Annotated in this window: 19 protein-coding genes; 9 read left to right on the top strand and 10 right to left on the bottom strand. The window is 74.4% G+C overall.

Annotation, left to right across the window (positions count from 1 at the left end; genetic code table 11):
- Positions 1-76 precede the first annotated feature (76 nt).
- Together ACYVQV_RS10530 and ACYVQV_RS10535 are read left to right on the top strand one after the other, a co-directional pair.
- Entirely contained in the window at positions 77-1,924 is a 1,848-nt protein-coding gene (locus tag ACYVQV_RS10530; protein WP_461023236.1) for a SpoIIE family protein phosphatase, read from the top strand.
- A 109-nt stretch (positions 1,925-2,033) separates the two neighbouring features.
- Entirely contained in the window at positions 2,034-2,477 is a 444-nt protein-coding gene (locus ACYVQV_RS10535) for a VOC family protein (protein ID WP_461023237.1), read from the top strand.
- Between the two features lie 88 nt (positions 2,478-2,565).
- Here ACYVQV_RS10535 and ACYVQV_RS10540 read toward each other — a convergent pair whose 3' ends face one another.
- The 6 genes from ACYVQV_RS10540 to ACYVQV_RS10565 all read right to left on the bottom strand — a co-directional run bounded on the left by ACYVQV_RS10540 (position 2,566) and on the right by ACYVQV_RS10565 (position 8,860).
- On the bottom strand, positions 2,566-3,450 hold the full coding sequence (locus tag ACYVQV_RS10540) for a sulfite exporter TauE/SafE family protein (RefSeq protein WP_461023238.1): 885 nt from the start codon (positions 3,448-3,450) through the stop codon (positions 2,566-2,568).
- Positions 3,447-4,037, bottom strand: a complete 591-nt coding sequence (locus ACYVQV_RS10545) for a rhodanese-like domain-containing protein (protein ID WP_461023239.1) — start codon at positions 4,035-4,037, stop codon at positions 3,447-3,449. The genes ACYVQV_RS10540 and ACYVQV_RS10545 overlap by 4 nt, the downstream gene beginning before the upstream one ends.
- 53 nt (positions 4,038-4,090) lie before the next feature.
- Positions 4,091-5,446 carry an MBL fold metallo-hydrolase gene (locus ACYVQV_RS10550; protein ID WP_461023240.1) on the bottom strand — a complete coding sequence of 452 codons (1,356 nt, stop codon included), beginning with the start codon at positions 5,444-5,446 and terminating at the stop codon, positions 4,091-4,093.
- Between the two features lie 40 nt (positions 5,447-5,486).
- Positions 5,487-5,807, bottom strand: coding sequence for a rhodanese-like domain-containing protein (locus tag ACYVQV_RS10555; protein WP_461023241.1), 321 nt, complete (start codon positions 5,805-5,807; stop codon positions 5,487-5,489).
- Positions 5,808-5,990: 183 nt separating this feature from the next.
- Positions 5,991-8,216, bottom strand: a complete 2,226-nt coding sequence (locus tag ACYVQV_RS10560; RefSeq protein WP_461023242.1) for an MMPL family transporter — start codon at positions 8,214-8,216, stop codon at positions 5,991-5,993.
- A gap of 74 nt (positions 8,217-8,290) precedes the next feature.
- Positions 8,291-8,860 carry a TetR/AcrR family transcriptional regulator gene (locus ACYVQV_RS10565; RefSeq protein WP_461023243.1) on the bottom strand — a complete coding sequence of 190 codons (570 nt, stop codon included), beginning with the start codon at positions 8,858-8,860 and terminating at the stop codon, positions 8,291-8,293.
- A gap of 171 nt (positions 8,861-9,031) precedes the next feature.
- On the opposite strand from ACYVQV_RS10565, the gene ACYVQV_RS10570 reads away from it, so the two are divergent.
- Together ACYVQV_RS10570 and ACYVQV_RS10575 are read left to right on the top strand one after the other, a co-directional pair.
- Complete coding sequence (locus tag ACYVQV_RS10570) at positions 9,032-10,090, top strand: GGDEF domain-containing protein (RefSeq protein WP_461023244.1); 1,059 nt, start codon at positions 9,032-9,034, stop codon at positions 10,088-10,090.
- A gap of 36 nt (positions 10,091-10,126) precedes the next feature.
- Entirely contained in the window at positions 10,127-10,948 is an 822-nt protein-coding gene (locus tag ACYVQV_RS10575) for a formate/nitrite transporter family protein (protein WP_461023245.1), read from the top strand.
- A gap of 146 nt (positions 10,949-11,094) precedes the next feature.
- On the opposite strand, the gene ACYVQV_RS10580 is transcribed toward ACYVQV_RS10575, so the two are convergent.
- Complete coding sequence (locus tag ACYVQV_RS10580; RefSeq protein ID WP_461023246.1) at positions 11,095-12,204, bottom strand: glycerophosphodiester phosphodiesterase family protein; 1,110 nt, start codon at positions 12,202-12,204, stop codon at positions 11,095-11,097.
- Between the two features lie 173 nt (positions 12,205-12,377).
- Between ACYVQV_RS10580 and ACYVQV_RS10585 the strand changes: the two genes are divergently transcribed.
- A complete protein-coding gene (locus tag ACYVQV_RS10585; RefSeq protein ID WP_461023247.1) occupies positions 12,378-12,938 on the top strand; it encodes a DUF488 domain-containing protein in 561 nt (186 codons plus the stop codon).
- Between the two features lie 3 nt (positions 12,939-12,941).
- On the opposite strand, the gene ACYVQV_RS10590 is transcribed toward ACYVQV_RS10585, so the two are convergent.
- A complete protein-coding gene (locus tag ACYVQV_RS10590) occupies positions 12,942-13,160 on the bottom strand; it encodes an OsmC family protein (RefSeq protein WP_461023248.1) in 219 nt (72 codons plus the stop codon).
- A 45-nt stretch (positions 13,161-13,205) separates the two neighbouring features.
- On the opposite strand from ACYVQV_RS10590, the gene ACYVQV_RS10595 reads away from it, so the two are divergent.
- The gene (locus ACYVQV_RS10595; RefSeq protein WP_461023249.1) at positions 13,206-13,826 is read left to right on the top strand and encodes a TetR/AcrR family transcriptional regulator; all 621 of its coding nucleotides are present in this window, start codon (positions 13,206-13,208) and stop codon (positions 13,824-13,826) included.
- Positions 13,823-15,502 (top strand): MDR family MFS transporter, encoded by a 1,680-nt coding sequence (locus tag ACYVQV_RS10600; RefSeq protein WP_461023250.1) that lies wholly within the window; start codon positions 13,823-13,825, stop codon positions 15,500-15,502. The genes ACYVQV_RS10595 and ACYVQV_RS10600 overlap by 4 nt, the downstream gene beginning before the upstream one ends.
- Here ACYVQV_RS10600 and ACYVQV_RS10605 read toward each other — a convergent pair.
- Entirely contained in the window at positions 15,459-15,743 is a 285-nt protein-coding gene (locus ACYVQV_RS10605; RefSeq protein WP_461023251.1) for a helix-turn-helix transcriptional regulator, read from the bottom strand. The genes ACYVQV_RS10600 and ACYVQV_RS10605 overlap by 44 nt on opposite strands.
- Before the next feature lie 192 nt (positions 15,744-15,935).
- Here ACYVQV_RS10605 and ACYVQV_RS10610 point away from each other — a divergent pair, with 192 nt between their 5' ends.
- Entirely contained in the window at positions 15,936-16,994 is a 1,059-nt protein-coding gene (locus ACYVQV_RS10610) for a TerC family protein (protein WP_461023252.1), read from the top strand.
- Positions 16,995-17,120: 126 nt separating this feature from the next.
- Positions 17,121-17,639 (top strand): DUF305 domain-containing protein, encoded by a 519-nt coding sequence (locus ACYVQV_RS10615; protein ID WP_461023316.1) that lies wholly within the window; start codon positions 17,121-17,123, stop codon positions 17,637-17,639.
- Between the two features lie 50 nt (positions 17,640-17,689).
- On the opposite strand, the gene ACYVQV_RS10620 is transcribed toward ACYVQV_RS10615, so the two are convergent.
- Positions 17,690-18,406: a hypothetical protein gene (locus ACYVQV_RS10620; RefSeq protein ID WP_461023253.1), complete on the bottom strand. Its 717-nt coding sequence runs from the start codon at positions 18,404-18,406 to the stop codon at positions 17,690-17,692.
- Positions 18,407-18,542 lie beyond the last annotated feature (136 nt).

The raw sequence follows: 18,542 nt of genomic DNA on the forward strand, positions 1-18,542 counted from the left end.
ACCCCTGGGGGGCGCGGCCCGGCGGGTGACCTGGCACGATGAGCCGTCCTGTCGGAGGCGAAACCGAGGAGCGCCCGTGCCCGAGGTTCCCCCCGACGTCCCCCCGGTCGACTTCGAGGCGGTCTTCAACGCCTCGCCGGTCCCGTACTTCGTCGCCACCCCGGACCTGCGGCTCGTCGCCGTCAGCGACGCCTACGTCGAGGTCACCGGCCGCACCCGGGAGGACCTGGTCGGACGCAGCCTCTTCGAGCTGTTCCCCGGCAACCCCGACGACCCGAACGGGGACAACGAGGAGCTGCTGCGAGAGTCCCTCCTGCGGACCCTGCGCACCGGCCGGGCGGACCCGCTGCCCCTGCTGCGCTACGACATCCTCGACCCGGCGAGCAGCAGCTGGTCCGAGCGGTTCTGGAGCGCGATCCACGTCCCCGTCAGTGTGGAGGGGGAGGTCCGCTGGGTGCTGCAGCGCACGACGGACGTCACCGACGTCGTGCACGCCGGCCGCACCGGCGTCCGCGGGGGCGACGAGGAGACCTGGCGCAACCGGCTGCGGGACGTCGAGGCGGACCTGTTCGCCCGCGCCCGCGAGCTGCAGCGCGCCCGGGACGCGGAGGCCGCCGCGGCCCGACGGCTGGCCGGGCTGACCGAGGCGGCCCTCGCCCTGGCCCAGGTGCAGACGGTCGACGAGCTCACCACGGCGGTGATCAGCCAGGGCATGCGCGGCATGGGCGCCGACGGCGGGGCGATCGGCGTGGTGGACGCCGACCACGGCCAGGTCGCGCTCGCGTTCGCCGACCTCGGGGACCAGGTCCGGCGGCGGTTCGAGCGCATCCCGCTGGACAGCGGGCTCCCCGCGGCCGTCACCGCCCGCACCGGACGCCGCGTCGTCCTGCACGACGCCGAGGAGGGCGCGCGCTGGTCACCGGAGATGGCCGAGGTGCACGACCTCACCGGCCTGCAGGCGTGGATCTCGCTGCCGCTGCACACCGCGGGACGCACCCTCGGTGCGCTGACCGTCGGGTGGGAGCAGCCGCAGGTCTTCGCCGACGAGGACCTCGGGCTGTACGGCGCCTACGCGGCGCAGTGCGCGCAGGCCCTGGACCGGGTCCAGCGGCTGCAGCAGGAGCGCGAGCAGGCCGACCTGCAGCGGCACATGGCCGAGACGCTGCAGCGCAGCCTGCTGTCGGCGCCCCCCGAGCCGGACCACCTGCACGTCGTCGTGCGCTACCAGCCCGCCGCCGCCCACCGGCACGTGGGGGGCGACTGGTTCGACTCGTTCGTCGTCCCCGACGGCAGCACGTGCCTCGTCATCGGCGACGTCACCGGCCACGACGAGCGGTCGGTGGCGGCCATGGGGCAGATCCGCAACATCCTGCGCGGCGTCGCCTACTCGGTGCGTGACACGCCGGCCGGGGTGCTGCGCCTGCTCGACGAGGCGATGCGCGGGATGGCCGTCGACGCCCTGGCCACCATCGTCCTCGCCCGCGTCGAGCAGACCCCCGAGCAGGCCGAACGGGGGATGCGGACCCTCCGGTGGTCGAACGCCGGCCACCTGCCGCCCCTCCTGCTGCACTCCGACGGCTGGGCCGAGCTGCTCAACCGGCAGCCCAACCTGCTGATGGGCCTGCGCCCCGAGACCACCCGCCAGGACCACGCCGTCGAGCTCGGCCCGGGCAGCACCGTCGTGCTCTACACCGACGGGCTCGTCGAGCGTCGCGGCGAGCCGCTCGGGGACGGGCTCGAACGGCTGCGGCGCACCGCCGAGGAGCTGGCCGGCCTGCCGATGGAGGAGCTCTGCGACGCCCTCGTGGAACGGCTGGCGACCGTCCACGACGACGACGTGGCACTCGCCGCCGTCCGCCTGCACGACGAGTCGGTGCCCCGGCCGGCGGAGGGCGGGCCGGTCGTCGTCCCCGGACGGGTCTGACCCTCCCGTCGGCGCGCCCGACGAGGTCCGACATCCAGCCGAACAGCACGACGGCCGACGGCCGACGTGCTGACGTGCCGATCGGGACGGGCGACGGCATCGTGGAGGCGTGAGCGACGAGGACGGGTCCACCGTCGTCCCCCGGGTGCGACAGGTCGTGCTGGACACCACCGACCCCCGCGGGCTGGCCGAGTTCTACCGCCGGCTGCTGGGGATGGCCTACCGCCCAGGGGACGAGCCGCCGCAGGACGGGTCGGACGACGCGTTGGGCCGCGACTGGCTCGTGCTGCGGCACCCCGCGGACGGGGTCCAGCTGGCGTTCCAGGGCGAGCCCGAGCACGTGGCGCCGACCTGGCCGGACCAGGCCGTCCCGCAGCAGCTGCACCTGGACTGCTCGGTGCCGACGACCGCGGAGCTGGCTGCGGTGCACCGGCGGGCGCTCGCGCTGGGGGCCCGGGTCCTGCTGGACCGCACGGACGACCCCGACGAGCCGCTGTGGGTGTACGCCGACCCGGGCGGGCACCCGTTCTGCGTGTTCGTCGCCGACGACTGAGGCGGCCGGGGCGCGCCGCTCAGGCGCCGGGCGCGGGAGCGGTCGTGCCGGTCGTCGCCGAGATCCTGAGGGTGGGCGGGTTCGGGTCTCACGGGTGGGCCACGGGCTCGCGAGCCGGGCCGCGTCCGGTCGAGGTCGCGGATCGACTGCGCCGGACCAGGAGCACGGCTGCCACCAGGGCCACCGACGCACCGGCTGCGGCGTACCAGCGGACGGCGTCCGGCGCCTGCTGCACGAGGACGAACGCACCCATCACCAGGACGAACCAGCCGAACGCCGCGCGCAGCGCGCCGGAGGGGATGCGGTCGACGAGCCGCCCGCCGACGACGCTGCCCACGACGGCGGCCGTGGTGACGGCGGCGGTCAGGCCCCAGTCGAGCTGCACGGTGGTGAGGTAGCCCGCCAGGCCCGCGAAGGACTTCATCGCGATGACGAGCAACGAGGTCCCCACGGCGACGCTCATCGGCAGCCCGCCGAGCAGCGCCAGGGCGGGGACGACGAGGAACCCCCCGCCCGCGCCGACGAGACCGGTGACCAGCCCGACGACCACGCCGTCGAGCAGGACCCTGCCGACGGGCAGCTCGCCGTGCGCCCGCTCGGGCGCCCCGCCGCGACGGCCGCGCAGCATCGCGACGGCGGTCGCCACCATCATCAGCGCGAACGCGACCATGAGGAGGGTCCCCGGCAGCCGGCCACCGACCAGCCCGCCGGCGAACGCGCCCACCATGCCGGCGGCGCCGAACAGCAGCCCGGAGCGCCACCGGACCCGGCCGGCGCGGGCGTGGCTGACCACGCCCGCGGCCGCCGTGACCCCGACGACGAGGAGGGACGTCGCGATCGCCTCCTTGGCCTCGACGCCGCCGACGTACACCAGCAGCGGGACCATGAGGATGGAGCCGCCGCCGCCCAGGACGCCGAGCGAGATGCCGACGGCGACCGCGAGGACGACCGTGGCGACGACGGCGGCGGTCACGACCGGCCGTCCGCGGCGAGCCGGCTGATGGTGGTGGCGGGGTCCTGGTGGCGCGGGCGGTTCCACGGTGCCTTGGCGATGAGCACGCCCATCGCGCACGTGTCGGTCAGCGCGGCGAGCACGAGGCCGCCGCCGACGAACGCCGCGACCCACTTCAGGGCGGGGACGGCCGCGCTGGCCAGGACGGCGGTCAGCACGATCGACCCGGCGGCGAACCGGACCTGGCGCTCGAGCTCCCAGGTCTCTCGGCCGCGGTTGAGGTCGCCGCCGACGCTCTCCCAGGTGGTGACGCCGCCGGTGAGGACCCAGGCGCGGTCCAGGCCCGCGCCGGCGAGGGCCTTGCGGGCCTGCTCGGCCCGGTTGCCGGAGCGGCAGACGAGGACGACGTCCTTGCCGCCGAGCGCCTCGCGCAGCTGCGCCGGTGAGGCGTGGACGACGTCGAGGGGGACGTTGACCGAGCCCGGGATGTGCCCGGTCTCGTACTCGGCGGGGGTCCGGACGTCGACGAGCGTGGGGGCGGTCTCGTCGGTCACGGCCGACTCGGCCGTGAGCCGCTCGCGCAGGTCGGTGGGGTGGATGGTGGCCATGCTCAGGGGTTCTCGCTCTCTGCGGGACGTGTGGTGAGGGAGGCGGGGTGGGCTCAGGCCGCGAGCGGCAGCCCGGCCGGCTCGGCGTTGTCGAAGGAGTCGTCGACGGCGACGACGTCGCGGCCACGGGCGTGCAGGAGGGACGCCACCACCCCGGCGCGGTAGCCGCCGCCGCAGTGCACCCAGACCTGCCCCGCGGGGACCTCGTCGAGGCGGTCCAGCACCTCGTGGATCGGGATGTGCACCGACCCCTCGACGTGCCGCTCGGCGCGCTCGTCGTCGCGTCGGACGTCGAGGACGACGGGCCGTGCCGTGCGCAGCTCGGCGGCCAGGTCCTCGAACGTGGCACGGCGGAAGGACACCAGGTCCTCACCACCGGCCCAGCCCTCGGGGGCCCCGGTGGCCATGCCGGCGGTGCGGTCGATGCCGATCCGCACGAGCTCGCGCTGGGCCTCGGCGACGTCGTCCGGGCTCTCGGCCAGCAGGGTGAGCGGGGTTCCCCACGGGATCAGCCACCCGACGTAGGTGACGAACTGGCCGTCGAGGCCAAAGTTGAGCGTGCCCGCCACGTGGCCGGCGGCGAAGGCGGTCCCGGACCGCAGGTCGAGAACCCACTCCCCCGCCTCGATCCGGCGGCGCAGCTCGGCGGCGTCCACCTGCTCGGGCAAGGTGAGGTCGGCCGGGCCCGGACCGGCGGCGTTCGCCGGGCCCATGTGCGCGTAGTACGCCGGGTAGGCGTCGAGACCGGCGAGCAGGGTCTCCACGTACTCCTGCTCGGCCTGGGTCAGGGCTGGGTTGCTGAGCTTCTCCTGCCCGATCGTGCTCGCCAGCGCGCTGGACTGCGTGGCGGAGCAGAAGCTGCCGAAGCCGTGCGTCGGGTACACCGCGGCCTGGTCGGGCAGCTCGTCGGCGAGCCGACGGGCGGAGCGCCACTGGGCGCGCACGAGGGTGTCCGTGTGGTCGGGGCCGAGCAGGTCGGGTCGGCCGGTGGAGCCGTACAGCAGGGACCCGCCGGTGAAGACGGCGAGCACCTCGCCGTCGGACTCGAGGGCGTAGGACAGGTGGGTGTGGGTGTGGCCCGGGGTGTGGACGACCCGCACCCGCATGCTGTCACCCACCTCGACGACGTCGCCGTCGCGGACACCGGTGCGCCCGAAGGACACCTCGTCGTCGGCGTTCAGGAGGTACTGGGCGCCGACCTCCCTGGCCAGGGCCAGGCCGCCGGTGACGTAGTCGTTGTGGATGTGGGTCTCGAGGACGTGGGTGATGCGCACGCCGGCCGCCTCGGCGAGGCCGAGGACGCGGTCGTAGTCGCGCTGCGGGTCGACCACGAGCGCGACGTCACCGTCGTGGGCGAGGTAGGTGCGGTCTCCGAGGCCGGGGGTGTCCAGGGGCAGGATCGTGATCACGGGAGTGCTCCAGTCGTCGGTCGGTCGGTCGGCCGTCGTCTCAGGCTGCGGCGAGCCGCTGGACGGGGCGACCGGAGTCGGACCACGCGCCGGTGCCGCCGGCGACGCTGACGGCGTCGATCCCGACGGCCCGCATCATCGAGACGGCCTGGGCGCTGCGGCCGCCGGCCTGGCAGATGACGTGGACGCGACCGTCTCGCGGCATCGTCGCGAGGTGCAGGGGAAGGAGGCTGAGCGGCACGTTGCGGGCGCCGGGAACGTGGCCGGTGCGGAACTCGCGGGCCTCGCGGACGTCGACGAGGTGGACGTAGCCGGCCTCCTGGGCCGCGGCGAGCTGGGTGGTGTCGATCTCGGGAACCACGGGGTGAACTCCTTGCGCTCGGGTCTCAGGGCTGATACCCCCTGGGGTATCAGCCTCCGTAACCGTAACAGAGTGCGCAGCATTCCCCGGGGGGTATACCCGACGGCCACCTCCGGACGCACGGCAGGCGGGTCCCCGACCGGTGCCGGGGACCCGCCTGCAGCGGAGGTGTGTCGACGGGGCTCAGCGCGTGGAGGCGCCCTCCGTGTCGTGCGCTGCGCCGGACGGTGAGCTGCCGTCGACGCGGCCCTGGGTGCGCTCGAGGTGCTCGCGCAGCGACGTGCCCTCGATGTCGACGTTCGGCAGCACCCTGTCCAGCCAGCGCGGCAGCCACCAGGCCGAGCGGCCCAGCAGGGACACCACGGCCGGCACGATCGTCATCCGGACGACGAAGGCGTCCACCGCGACGCCGAACGCCAGAGCGAAGCCCATCGACTTGATGATCGGGTCCTCGACCAGGACGAAGCCGCCGAACACCGAGATCATGATGATCGCCGCGGCGGTCACGACCCGGGCGCCGTGCCCCATCCCCGAGATGGTGGCCTCGTGCGCGGTCTCCCCGTGCACGAAGTCCTCCCGCATCCGGGAGACGAGGAAGACCTCGTAGTCCATCGCCAGGCCGAACAGGATGCCGATGAGCAGCAGCGGCAGGAAGCTCACGAGCGGCCCGGTGGTGTCCAGGGCGACGAGGTCGGCGAGCCAGCCCCACTGGAAGACCGCGACCGTCGCGCCGAACGTCGCGAACACCGTTCCAAGGAACCCGACGGCCGCCTTGACCGGCACGAGGACCGACCGGAACACGAGCACCAGCAGGACGATCGACAGCCCGACGACGACGAGCAGGTAGACGGGCAGCGCGTCGGCGAGCTTCTCGGACACGTCGACGCCGATCGCGGTGATCCCGGTCAGCGCGACGTCGACGCCGGCGTCCTCGGCGACGGGCGCGAGGGCGTCGCGGACGTCGTGGACGACCTGCTCGGTCTCGGGGTCGGACGGTCCGGCCTCGGGGATGACAGACAGGATCGCGGTCGTCCCGTCCGCGTTGAGCTGCGGCGGCGCCAGTGCGACGACGCCGTCGACGTCGGTGACGGTGGCGGCCACCTGCTCCAGCGACGCACCCGTCGTCGCGGCGTCCTCGCTGCTCACGACCAGGGCGAGCCGGCCGTTGAAGCCGGGGCCGAAGCCCTCGCTGACCAGGTCGTAGGCGACGCGCGCCGGGGAGCCCTCGGCGGCGGACCCGGCGTCCGGCAGGGCCAGTCGCATGTCGGCGCCGGGCAGCGCCACGACGCCCAGGCCGATCACGCCGGCGACGACCACCGGGATCCGGAAGCGCGTGACGAGGCGGGCCCAGCGGAACCCGAAGCCCTCGTGGTCGGCGGCGTCGGGGTCCCCGCCGGAGCGGTGGCGCCGCGGCAGCACCCGCTGACCGGCGAACCCGAGCAGCGCCGGCAGCAGCGTGAGCGCGACGAGGACGGCCACGGTCACGGTGGCGGCGGCGGCGAGACCCATCACCGTCAGGAACGGGATGCCGACGACCGCGAAGCCGGCGAGGGCGATGACGACGGTCGTGCCGGCGAAGACCACGGCGGACCCCGCCGTCCCGGCGGCCCGTCCTGCGGCCTCCTCCACCGAGATGCCGCCCAGCAGGTGTTGGCGGTAGCGGGAGGTGATGAACAGCGAGTAGTCGATGCCGACGGCCAGCCCGAGCATCAGGGCGAGGACGGGCGCGGTGCTGGTCATGTCGAACGTGCCGCTGAGGGCGAACAGCCCGGCCATCCCAGCCGCCACGCCGATCAGGGCGTTCACCATCGTCATGCCCGCGGCGACGAGCGAGCCGAAGGTGATGACGAGGACGACGAGGGCCACGGCCACACCGATCGCCTCGGTGGACCCGATCTCCGGCTCACCGGAGAGCACCTCGCCGCCGGGGGCGACCGTGAGGCCCGTGTCCGCCGCCGCCTCGCCGACCTCGAGGTAGGCGTCCAGGGTCTCCTCGGACAGGGTCTCGGACCCGCCCTCGAACTGCACCTGGATCAGGCCGTACCGCAGGTCGGGGGTGACGGCCTGCGCCGTGAACGGGTCGACCGCCGCGAGCACGCCGTCGACCTCGTTCAGCGCCGCGACCGTCGCCTGGACCCCCTGCTGGAACTCCGGGTCGGTGAGCTGGCTGCCCTCGGGCGCGACGACGACGACGGTGCCGGTGGCGCCGGAGGCCTCGGGGAACTGCTCGGCGAGGTCGTCGAGCGCCTGCTGCGCCTCCGTGCCGGGGATGGTGATCGCGCTGTTCGTGGGGGCGCGGAACGCGAGCGCGGCCGCGCCGAGCGCGGCGAGCAGCACGAGCCAGACGGCGACGACGGCGCCTCGGCGGCGCACGGACGCGCGACCGAGGCGGTAGAGCAGGGTGGCCATGGTGTCCTCTGGTGGTGGTCGGGGCTGTCGGTGGTGCGTCCGGGGCGGTGCCGGGCCGGGCGTGCGGCCGGAGGTCAGCCGCGGGTCGGGGGGTCGGTGGACGGCGGCCCCGCGACGCGCGTGGTCAGCGTCCGCAGGGCGGCCCGCAGCTCGTCGTCCGGGACGTCGGTCGCGTGCGAGCAGCAGGCGGCGGCGCCGGCGAGCAGCATCACGGGGGTCAGCTCGGCGGTGGGGTCCCCGGGTCGCTCGACGAGCAGGACCCGCAGCCGCTCGGCGGCGTCCGCGACGTCGGCGAGCTCGGGCTCGGTGAAGACCGCGGAGGCGTTGCCGAAGATGACGGCGCAGGCGCGCCGGTGCTGGACGGCGACGTCGACGAAACCGGTCACGACCGCCTGCCGGGCCTGCTCCGGCGGCAGCCCGCCGACCCGGTCCAGCAGGTCGTCGAGCGCGGTGAGCCCGGGGCGGATCAGGGCGGACAGGATGTCCACCTTGCTCTCGAAGTGGTACAGCAGCGCGGCCTTGGAGTAGCCCACCTCGGCCGCGATGTCCTGCAACGAGGTGCCGCGGTAGCCCCGGCTGGCGAACAGCGTGGACGCGGCCGCGAGGACCTCCTCGCGGATCTCGTCCCGGGTCTGCCGTACCACCCGACCAGCATGCGCTGACCGATCGTTCAGGGTCAAACCGATCGGTCAGGTTACGACGTCGGGGTGACCGACCTCACCGAGTCGGCGCGGGGGTCGGTGGTCAGGCCGGCCGGCCCCGCCCCGCCTTGGTCGGACGCTCCAGGCGCGCGCGGTGGCTGCCGATGGTCACGTGTGACCACCTCCCACCCGGTGCACGACGCCGTCGTCGCAGCCGTCGCCGAGGACGCCGACGACCGGGCCGCCCTCGCCGAGCGCGAACGCCTGGCGGTGCTGGCGGAGTACGCGCTGCACGCCGACCTCGAGGACGCCGAGCTCGACGCGGTGACCCGGCTCGCCGCCGCCGTCACGGGGCTGCCGCTCGCCGTGGTCAACATCATCGACGAGACCGACCAGGTCCAGGTCGCCGCCTGCGGTCTCGAGCCCAGCACGACGCCGCGCGAGGACTCGATGTGCGCCCGGCACTTCACCTCCGGCCAGGGCCTCGTGCACGTGCCGGACGCCTCGGCCGACCCCGGTTACGCCGCGAACCCGTGGGTGACGGGGCGGATCGCCGAGGTGCGGCAGTACGCCTCGGCACCCCTCGTCGTCGAGGGCGGGTACGCGCTCGGGACGCTGTGCGTCGGCGACCTGCGCCCCGGCACCCTGACGGCGTCGCAGCGCGAGGCGCTGGAGGACCTGGCCCGGGTGACGACCGGCCTGCTGGCGCGCCGCCGGCAGACCCGGCTCGCCGCTCGGCTGGCCACGACGGACCCCCTGACCGGGCTGCCGAACCGCAGGGGGTGGCACGAGCAGCTGGGCCGGCTGCTCGCACGCGCCGGACGCACCGGCGACCCGCTGGTCGTGGCCCTGGCCGACGTCGACCACTTCAAGGCGTTCAACGACCGCCACGGGCACCAGGCGGGCGACCGCGCCCTGCGCGAGGTCGCCGCGCGGCTGACCACGTCGCTGCGCGGTGGTGACCTCGTCGCGCGCTGGGGCGGCGAGGAGATCGCCGTCGCCCTTCCCGACTGCGACACCACCTTCGCGGGGCTCGTCCTGGACCGGGCGCGGCGGGCGGTGCCGGACGGCTGCACGGTCTCCGTCGGCTTCGCCCGGTGGGACGGCGCCGAGTCGCCGGACGAGCTGCTCGGGCGGGCCGATGCGGCGCTGTACGCGGCGAAGGCCGCGGGCCGCGACCGGGTGGTCGCCTGGGAGCCGGGCCACGCGTCCAGGTGGCGTCCCGGCCCCTGAGGCGTCAGGGTCGACCCACCGGACCGGAGGGGCGACGTGGGGCACACCGAGGACGACGAGGCTCGACCGGACACCCGGGACGACGACTCCGGGACCACGGAGGAGAAGGACGAGGCGCTCGACCGCGTCATCCTCGAGGGACGGCCGCGGCTGCACCGCTCGACCCACGACCTGCTCGCGACGGGCGCCGTCGCCGGCATCGAGGTGGGCATCGGCGTCCTGGCGCTGTTCACCGTCGAGCACGCCACCGGCAGCAGGCTCCTCGGGGCGCTGGCCTTCTCGATCGCCTTCGTCGCCCTGCGCCTCGGTCACAGCGAGCTGTTCACCGAGGGGTTCCACGTCCCGGTCATGGTCGTCACCGCCAAGGAGGCGACGGGGTGGCAGCTGCTGAGGCTGTGGGGCGGCACCCTCGTCGGCAACCTCGCCGGAGGGTGGGTCGTCACCTGGCTCATCGCGGTCGGGCTGCCCGACCTGCACGAGGTGGCCCGGACGTCCGCCCTGGAGTTCACCGAGGCCCCGCTGGACCTGCGCACGTTCGCGCTCGCCGTCCTCGCCGGCGCGGCCATCACGCTGCTCACGCGGATGCAGAACGGCACCGAGGACGACGTGGCCCGGCTCGTCGCCGCCGTCGGCATCGCGCTCGTCATCGTCGGCGGCGGGCTCTTCCACTCCGTCCTGGACTCGCTGATCATCTTCGTCGCCTGGCACGCCGGCGCGGACGGCGTCGGGCTGGCCGAGTGGGTGCCGTGGTTCGGCTGGGCGCTGTTGGGCAACCTCGTCGGGGGCCTGCTGCTGACCACCGCCCTGCGCCTGGTCCGCAGCGAGGAGCGGTTGCAGCAGTGGCGCCGCGCCGGCTGACGCCGTTACCTGTCCGCCGATCCTGCCCCGACGCCCGTCAGCCTCGGCCGAGCAGGCGCTCCAGGAACGACCCGCGCTTCTCGGACGGCGGGCGCGCCGTGTCGGTGCAGTGTCAGCGCGATGCGCCACTATACCCCCTCGGGTATCTACGCGAGGCAGCTCGCCCCGACAGCAAGCGTCCCCACGCGCTCCCCCGCCAGGAAGGCGTCGCGCGCGAGCGCCCCGAGGTCGGGGTGGTCGGTGAAGACTCCGTCCACACCGTCCTCGAGGTGGAGCAGGACGTCCTCGACGGCGTGCCCGAACGCGGCCGGGGCCCCGCCGCGGCGCAGGTCCGCGGGCAGGAAGGCGTTCTCGGCACGGAACGTCCAGGCGTGCACGAGCAGACCCGCGTCGTGCGCGACCTCGACCAGGCCGGTCGGGCCACCGAGCCGACCGTCCGCGGTCGTCGACCGGACCTGCTCGCGGTGCGGGCCGACCCCGTCCAGCCAGGAGGCCATCCGCCGCAGCGCGCGCGCGTCCAGCAGGTCCTCCCACGTCCGCGGGTCGCCCGCCGAGGCCAGGTCGGGCGGCGACCCGTGGGCCGCGGTCAGCAGGACCGTCGGCACGGGCACGCGGTGACGGCGCCGTAGCGACAGCAGCGACGTCGGCTCGAACGACTGGACGACGACCGGCGCCTGCGGGTCGTCCCAGCCGTTGCGCCGCAGCAGCGCCGCCAGGAGCGGGACGGGGTCCAGCCCCCGGGCGGCGAAGTGGCTCGGGTGCTTGGTCTCGGGGTAGACGCCCACCGTGCGACCCAGCTCGCGACCGAGCCGCTGGGCGAGGTCGACCACCTCCTGCAGCGTCGGGACGCCGAACCGCCCGTCGTACAGGGTGTTGCCCTGGCGCAGGCCGGGGAGCCGCTCGACCGCCCGCAGGCTGCGGACCTCGGCCAGCGTCAGGTCCTCGACGAACCAGCCGGTGGTGCGTACGCCGTCGACCACCTTCGTCGTGCGCAGGTGGGCGAGCTCGGGACGGTCGGCGACGTCGGTGGTCGCGGAGATGTCGTTCTCGTGCCGGCACACGAGGACACCGTCGCGGGTGACGACGACGTCCGGTTCGAGGAAGTCCGCCCCGGTGCGGGCGGCCAGCTCGTAGGAGGCCAGGGTGTGCTCTGGTCGGTAGCCGCTGGCCCCTCGGTGCCCGATCACCACGGGTCGCCCGGGCCGCAGCAGGTCCCCGAGCTCGCGCACCACGACCACCCCGCTCCCCCGGGCCACGGCCGGCCCGACGCGTCGAGCCAACCGGTCACGGCCCACCCGCGGGCGACCTCGACGCGACGGGCGGGTGACCGTGCCGCGAACCCTGGGCGGACCGCCCCCTCCTCGCGCAGGCCCGGCCGGCGTCCCGCGCCGCGGGTGCGACCGCCGCCCCGGCGGGGCAGCCTGAGCCCGTGGCCTCCCCTCCCCTGCTCACGCTCGGCCACGGCACGGCGTCCGCCGACGAGCTGGTCGAGCTGCTACGCGATGCGGGCGTCGGCTCGCTGGTCGACGTGCGCCGCTTCCCCGGTAGCCGCCGCCACCCGCACGTCGCGCGGGACGAGATGGCCCGGTGGCTGCCCGACGCGGGCGTGGCCTACCGGTGGGAGCCCCGCCTCGGCGGACGGCGCCGCCAGCCCACCGACGACGACGCCGACCGGGACGGGTGGTGGCGCGTCGAGGCGTTCCGGGCCTACGCGGCCCACACCCGCAGCGCCGAGTTCCGCGCGGGGCTGGCGGACCTGCTCGCGCAGGTGGCCGAACCGGTCGGCGAGGGCGCGACCGCGGTGATGTGCAGCGAGACGCTGTGGTGGCGCTGCCACCGGCGACTGGTCAGCGACGTGGCCGTGCTCCTGCACGAGGTCCCGGTGGAGCACCTCGACCACGCGGGCCGTCGCACCGCGCACCCACCGGCCGAGGGCGCCCGGGTCGTGGGCGCGGGGCGTGACGCGTCGGTGGTCTGGGACGGCGGGTAGCGGTCAGGAGACCGAGAACGTCGACTCCACCGGGACGGCCCCCGCGATGCTGTCCAGCACCGGGCAGTGCTCCTCGACGGCACGGACCAGCTCCGCGTAGCGCTCGGGCGGCTCGGGGCCGTCGATCGTCACCGCGACGCGGATCCGCTGGAACCCGGGCCGGACGCCGTCCGCCGTACCGAGGAAGCCGCGCAGGTCGAGGTCGCCGCAGTCACCGTGCATGTTCTGCAGTTATGCACTTTCTGCAGTCGTGCATACACTGGTCCGGTGACCGAGCCGCTGAGCCTGCGCGAGCGCAACCGCCTGGAGACGCTGTCCGCCCTCCACGACGCCGCGGCGGAGCTCGCCCTCACCCGCGGGCTGGCCGACACCACGGTCGAGGAGGTCACGCGCCGGGTCGGGGTCTCCCCGCGCACGTTCTTCAACTACTACGCGACCAAGGACGACGCCGTGCTCGGCATCCGGGACGCCGTGGTCACCGAGCCCGCGCTCCGCGCCTTCCTCGACGACACCGGACCGCTGTTCCGTCGCGTCGTCCGGCTGCTCGTGGCCGTCGTCCGCGCCACCGCCATTGCCGGGCCGACCGACCGCCGGCTCGAGCTCGCCCGCCGCCACCCCGAGCTGCGGGAGCGCCAGCTGCGACGTGTCGTGGACGCCGAGCACGCCGTCCTGGGGGCGCTGCGCGACCCCGGCGCGGCGGGCGGCGACCCCGCGGTCCGCGACGCGCTCGCCGGGGACGCCGACGCGCCCCTGGCGCTCGTCATGCTCGCCGGCTCCACCCTGCGCTTCGCCTACCTGCGTGACCCCGACGCCGCCGTCGCCGACCTGGACGGCGCCGTGGAGCGCTCCCTGTCCGTCGTCCGAGAGGTCGTGCAGTCCACGCTATGAGCCGTCCCCCCGCACCCGTCGCCGCCGACGCGAGCACCGGCACCACGAGCGGCCAGCCGGTGACCGGCCGGCCGCTGGCGCTGCTGTTCGTCGGCCTGATGCTGACGATGCTGCTGGCGTCCCTCAACCAGACCGTCCTGTCGACCGCGCTGCCGACGGTCGTCGGCGAGCTGCACGGCGTCGAGCACATGGGCTGGGTCATCACCGCGTTCATCCTCGCCTCCACGGTCACGATGCCCGTGTACGGCCGGGTCTCGGACGTGCTGGGCCGCAGACCCCTTCTCGTCACGGCCATCTCGCTGTTCGTCGCCGGCTCGGTGATGGGCGGGCTGGCGGACACGATGTCCTGGCTGATCGCCGCCCGGGTCGTGCAGGGCCTCGGCGGCGGCGGACTGATGATCCTGTCGCAGGCGACGATCGCGGACGTCATCCCCGCCCGTGAGCGCGGCCGGTACGTCGGCGTGATGGGCGGGGTGTTCGCGTTCTCGTCCGTCGCGGGGCCGCTGCTGGGCGGCTGGTTCACCGAGGGCCCGGGGTGGCGCTGGGTGTTCTGGATCAACCTGCCCCTCGGCGCGCTCGCGGCCGGGGCCACGCTCGCCTTCCTGCGGTTGCCGCGACGCGCGGAGCGCCGGGCCCGGCACGACTACCCGGGGATGGCGCTGCTGGCCGTCGCCACCACGGCGGTCGTGCTGGTCTCGACGTGGGGCGGCACGCAGTACGCGTGGACGTCGACGACGGTCCTCGGCCTCGCCGCGGTCGCCGTGGTCGCCACCGCCGCCTTCGTGTGGGCGGAGACCCGGGCGGCGGAGCCGGTGATGCCGCTGTCGCTGTTCCGGGACCGCAACTTCACCCTGACGACCGTGGCGTCGGTTGCGATGGGGGTCGGCATGTTCGGCGCCGTGGGCTACGTGCCGACCTACCTGCAGATGGCGACCGGCGCCTCCGCCACCGCCGCGGGCCTGCTGATGATCCCGATGATGGGTGCGCTGCTGGCCGTCTCCATCGCCTCCGGCCAGGCCGTCACCCGCACCGGCCGGTACAAGGCGCTGCCCGTCGTCGGGTCGGCCGCTGCGACGGCCGGTCTGCTCGGCATGTCGACCCTGGACGTCGGCGACCCCACCTGGCTCGTGTGCCTCTGGCTCGCCGTGGTCGGTGCCGGGCTCGGGGCGAGCATGCAGATCATGGTGCTCATCGTGCAGAACTCGTTCCCGCCGCGGATGGTGGGCACGGCCACGGCTGCGAACAACTACTTCCGCCAGATCGGCGCCACCCTCGGCGTCGCGGTGGTCGGCAGCCTGTTCACCAGCCGCCTGACGTCGCTGCTCGCCGAGCGGCTCAGCGGGCTGGCGGGCCCGGCGGACGGGTCGGCGTCCCTGACGCCCGAGCTCGTCCAGGCGCTGCCGGACGCCGTCCGTGTGCCCGTGGTCGAGTCGTACCACGAGGCGCTGATCCCGCTGTTCCTCGTCCTCGCGCCGTTGATGCTGGTGTCGGTGGCGGCGATGGCCTTCGTCACCGAGACGCCGCTCGCGACGACGCTGGACGGCGGCGCCGACCAGGGCGCCGCGCCGGGCACCGGCACCACCGCGACGGAGGCGGAGGCCGTGGCCGGCGCCCAGGCCGCGCCGGGCCCGGTCAGCGCGGGCGACGGACGAGGTCCAGCAGGGCCCCGACCGTGACGTGCTCCTCCAGCGGGTGGCGCAGCCGCGCGTCCGGCGCCAGGACGTACCGGTTGCGCCGGCCGACCCGCTCGCGGACGAGGTAGCCGCCGTCCTCGAGGTCGCGCACGATGCCCTGCACCGCCCGCTCGGTGACGCCGACGCGGTCCGCGACGTCCTTGAGCCGTTCGTCCGGGTAGCGGGCGAGGCACACGAGGACGTGGCCGTGGTTGGTCAGGAAGGTCCAGTCGCCGCCGGTCACGGCGTCCGACGGTAGCGCCGGGCCGCGGGTTGCGCAGACGTGCGAACTGTGTTTCGCTTGTCGAGTTGTTGGAGGGGAGTACCCCCACGACGGACGTCGTCAGTCCGGCTCACGCCCGGCGTCCGTGGCCCGCCGTCACCCGGCGGGTCGGGAGAGACCTCCGGTCGGTTCCGCACCCACCGGAGGCTGCTCGTGGACGTCCCCCTGACCACCTGGTTCGCCGTGCTCGCCGTCATCCTCGCGATGCTGGCGGTCGACCTGTTCGCCCACCGCCGCGCCCACGTCATCGGCGTCCGGGAGGCCGCCGCCTGGTCCGTCGTCTGGGTCGCGCTGGGCGTGGCGTTCGGCGTGTGGGTCTGGCGCACCTACGGCGCGGACCTCGGCCAGCAGTACTTCGCCGGCTACCTCATCGAGAAGTCGCTGGCCGTCGACAACGTGTTCGTCTGGGCGGTGCTGCTGTCCTACTTCGCCGTCCCCCGCGAGCTGCAGCACCGCGTGCTGTTCCTCGGCGTCATCGGCGCCCTGGTGCTGCGGGGCGCGTTCATCGCCGCCGGCGCCGTGCTCATCGCCAGCTTCTCCTGGGTGCTCTACATCTTCGCCGCCTTCCTCCTCTGGACCGGCTACCGGATGCTGCGCCAGCGCGAGGACCACGTCGACCCCGAGCGGTCGCGCGTCGTGCGGTTGTTCCGCCGCTGGGTGCCGATGACCGACGCCTACCACGGCCAGCGCCTGCTCGTCCGGCGCGGCGGGGTCCTCCTGGCCACCCCGCTGCTGCTCGTGCTCGTCCTCGTCGAGGCCACCGACGTCGTGTTCGCGGTCGACTCGATCCCGGCCATCTTCGCGGTCACCGACGAGCCCTTCCTCGTCTTCACCGCCAACGCCTTCGCGGTGCTGGGTCTGCGGGCCATGTACTTCCTTCTCGCAGATCTCATCCACCGGTTCGTGTACCTCAAGACCGGGCTCGCGCTCGTCCTCGTCTGGGTGGGCGTGAAGATGATGCTCAAGGTCGACGTGGTCTACGTGCCGACGCCGGTCTCGCTGGCGGTCATCACGACCATCCTCGCCGTCGCCGTGGTCGCCAGCCTGCGTGCTACGAGGGGGCAGGGACGCCGCGCGCCGGCTGCGCCCACCACCGCGCCGTTCCGTGTCGCCACCCCGGCGGAGGACGCCGGGCTCGAGCCGCTGCTGCGCCGTCGTCCCGGCCGTGACCACGACGACGGCCGACGTGCCGGCTCGCACGCTCGTCGGTAGGAAGGAGGGGACGAGCACGCACGCGCGACGGGAAGAGGGGCGCCAGCGATGACCGACACCGGCCACGAGCACGCGGACCGACAGGACGACCACCGCGACGACGAGCACGGCGGGGGCGGTCACGAGATGCGGATGTACCTGCGGTTCGGCGCGATGATCGCGACCTCCACGCTCGTGATGTTCGCACTCACCTACACCAACGCCTTCCGGCTCAGCGACGTGCGGTTCAGTGAGGAGCGCGTCTACATGGCGCTGCTCATGGGTGCCTGCATGGCGATCATCATGCTCGGGTTCATGTGGGGGATGATGTACAAGAACGTCGCCGTCAACGTCGGCATCGTCGTCGGCGCGCTGGTGCTGGCCGGGGCCGCGCTGTTCCTGTCGCGGTCGCAGACCCTCGTCCAGGACGTCGCGTACATGAAGGGGATGATCCCCCACCACTCCATCGCCATCCTCACCAGCGAACGCGCCGAGATCACCGACGTGCGGGTGGCTGAGCTGGCCGACGAGATCAGCAAGGCCCAGGTCCGCGAGATCGACGAGATGGAGTGGCTCATCGCCGACATCGCCGAGAACGGCGAGGCGACGACGCAGGAGGAGGCCGACGAGCGCCCGGTCCCGGAGTTCGACGGCACCCTCCCCTGACCCTGCTCACCCCGCACCCCCACCGGGCCCTCGGACCAAGCGGGAGCGCCTCACCCGGGTGGCGCCGCCCCGCCCTCGACGGGACCGCCCTCACCCGGCCCGCGGTCGAGGAAGAAGGCGCCGAGCGTGGCCGCCAAGGTGGCGAACACGACGACGGAGTACACCGCCAGGCCGACCTCCAGCAGCCGGGCGGTGCTGCCCTCGGCGTCCAGCGGGGCGCCGGTGACCGTCGACATCGCGGCGTCGTGCAGGGCCTCGCCGTAGGAGTCGTGCAGCCCGAGCAGGTACGTCACCTGGCTGCTGGCCAGCACGACCACCCCGGTCACCACCGACAGCCACGCCAGCCGCCCGGAGAGCAGCCGGCCGGCTGAGCGCGAGCCGCGGACGGCCGCGGACAGCACGCCCCCGACCCGCGCGGCGCGCAGGATCGTCAGGGCCCGCAGCAGCCGCAGGAAGGGCAGCAGCAGGAAGAGCACCTGCCACCAGCTGCGCCGCCAGAACGTCCGCTGGTCGCGGGCGACGTAGGCGCGCAGGGCCAGCTCGGCGACGAACACCGCCCACAGCCCCCAACCGACCACCGACAGGACCGACAGCAGCGCCGGGTCGCTCGCCGTCGTCTGCCCGAGCACGACGAGCAGGAACAGCACACCGAGCGCACCCATCGGCTTGTCCAGCCTGCGGGCGATCGCCTCCGCGGCCGACGTCCCCGACGGTCCGTCCTGCGCCCTGCCGGCGCCGCCGCCCTGCCCCCGCTGCGTGCCCGTCACCCCGCCGATTCTCCGGGCAGGACGACGTCCTCGCCCGTCACGGCTCTTCCCACCGGCGCGCGCGAGGGTTAACGTCACGCTCGCTCGGGGGTTCGGTGTCGGCGTACGCAGGTCCGCCCTGCCGCGCCGCGAACGA

This window comes from Thalassiella azotivora, assembly GCF_054781695.1.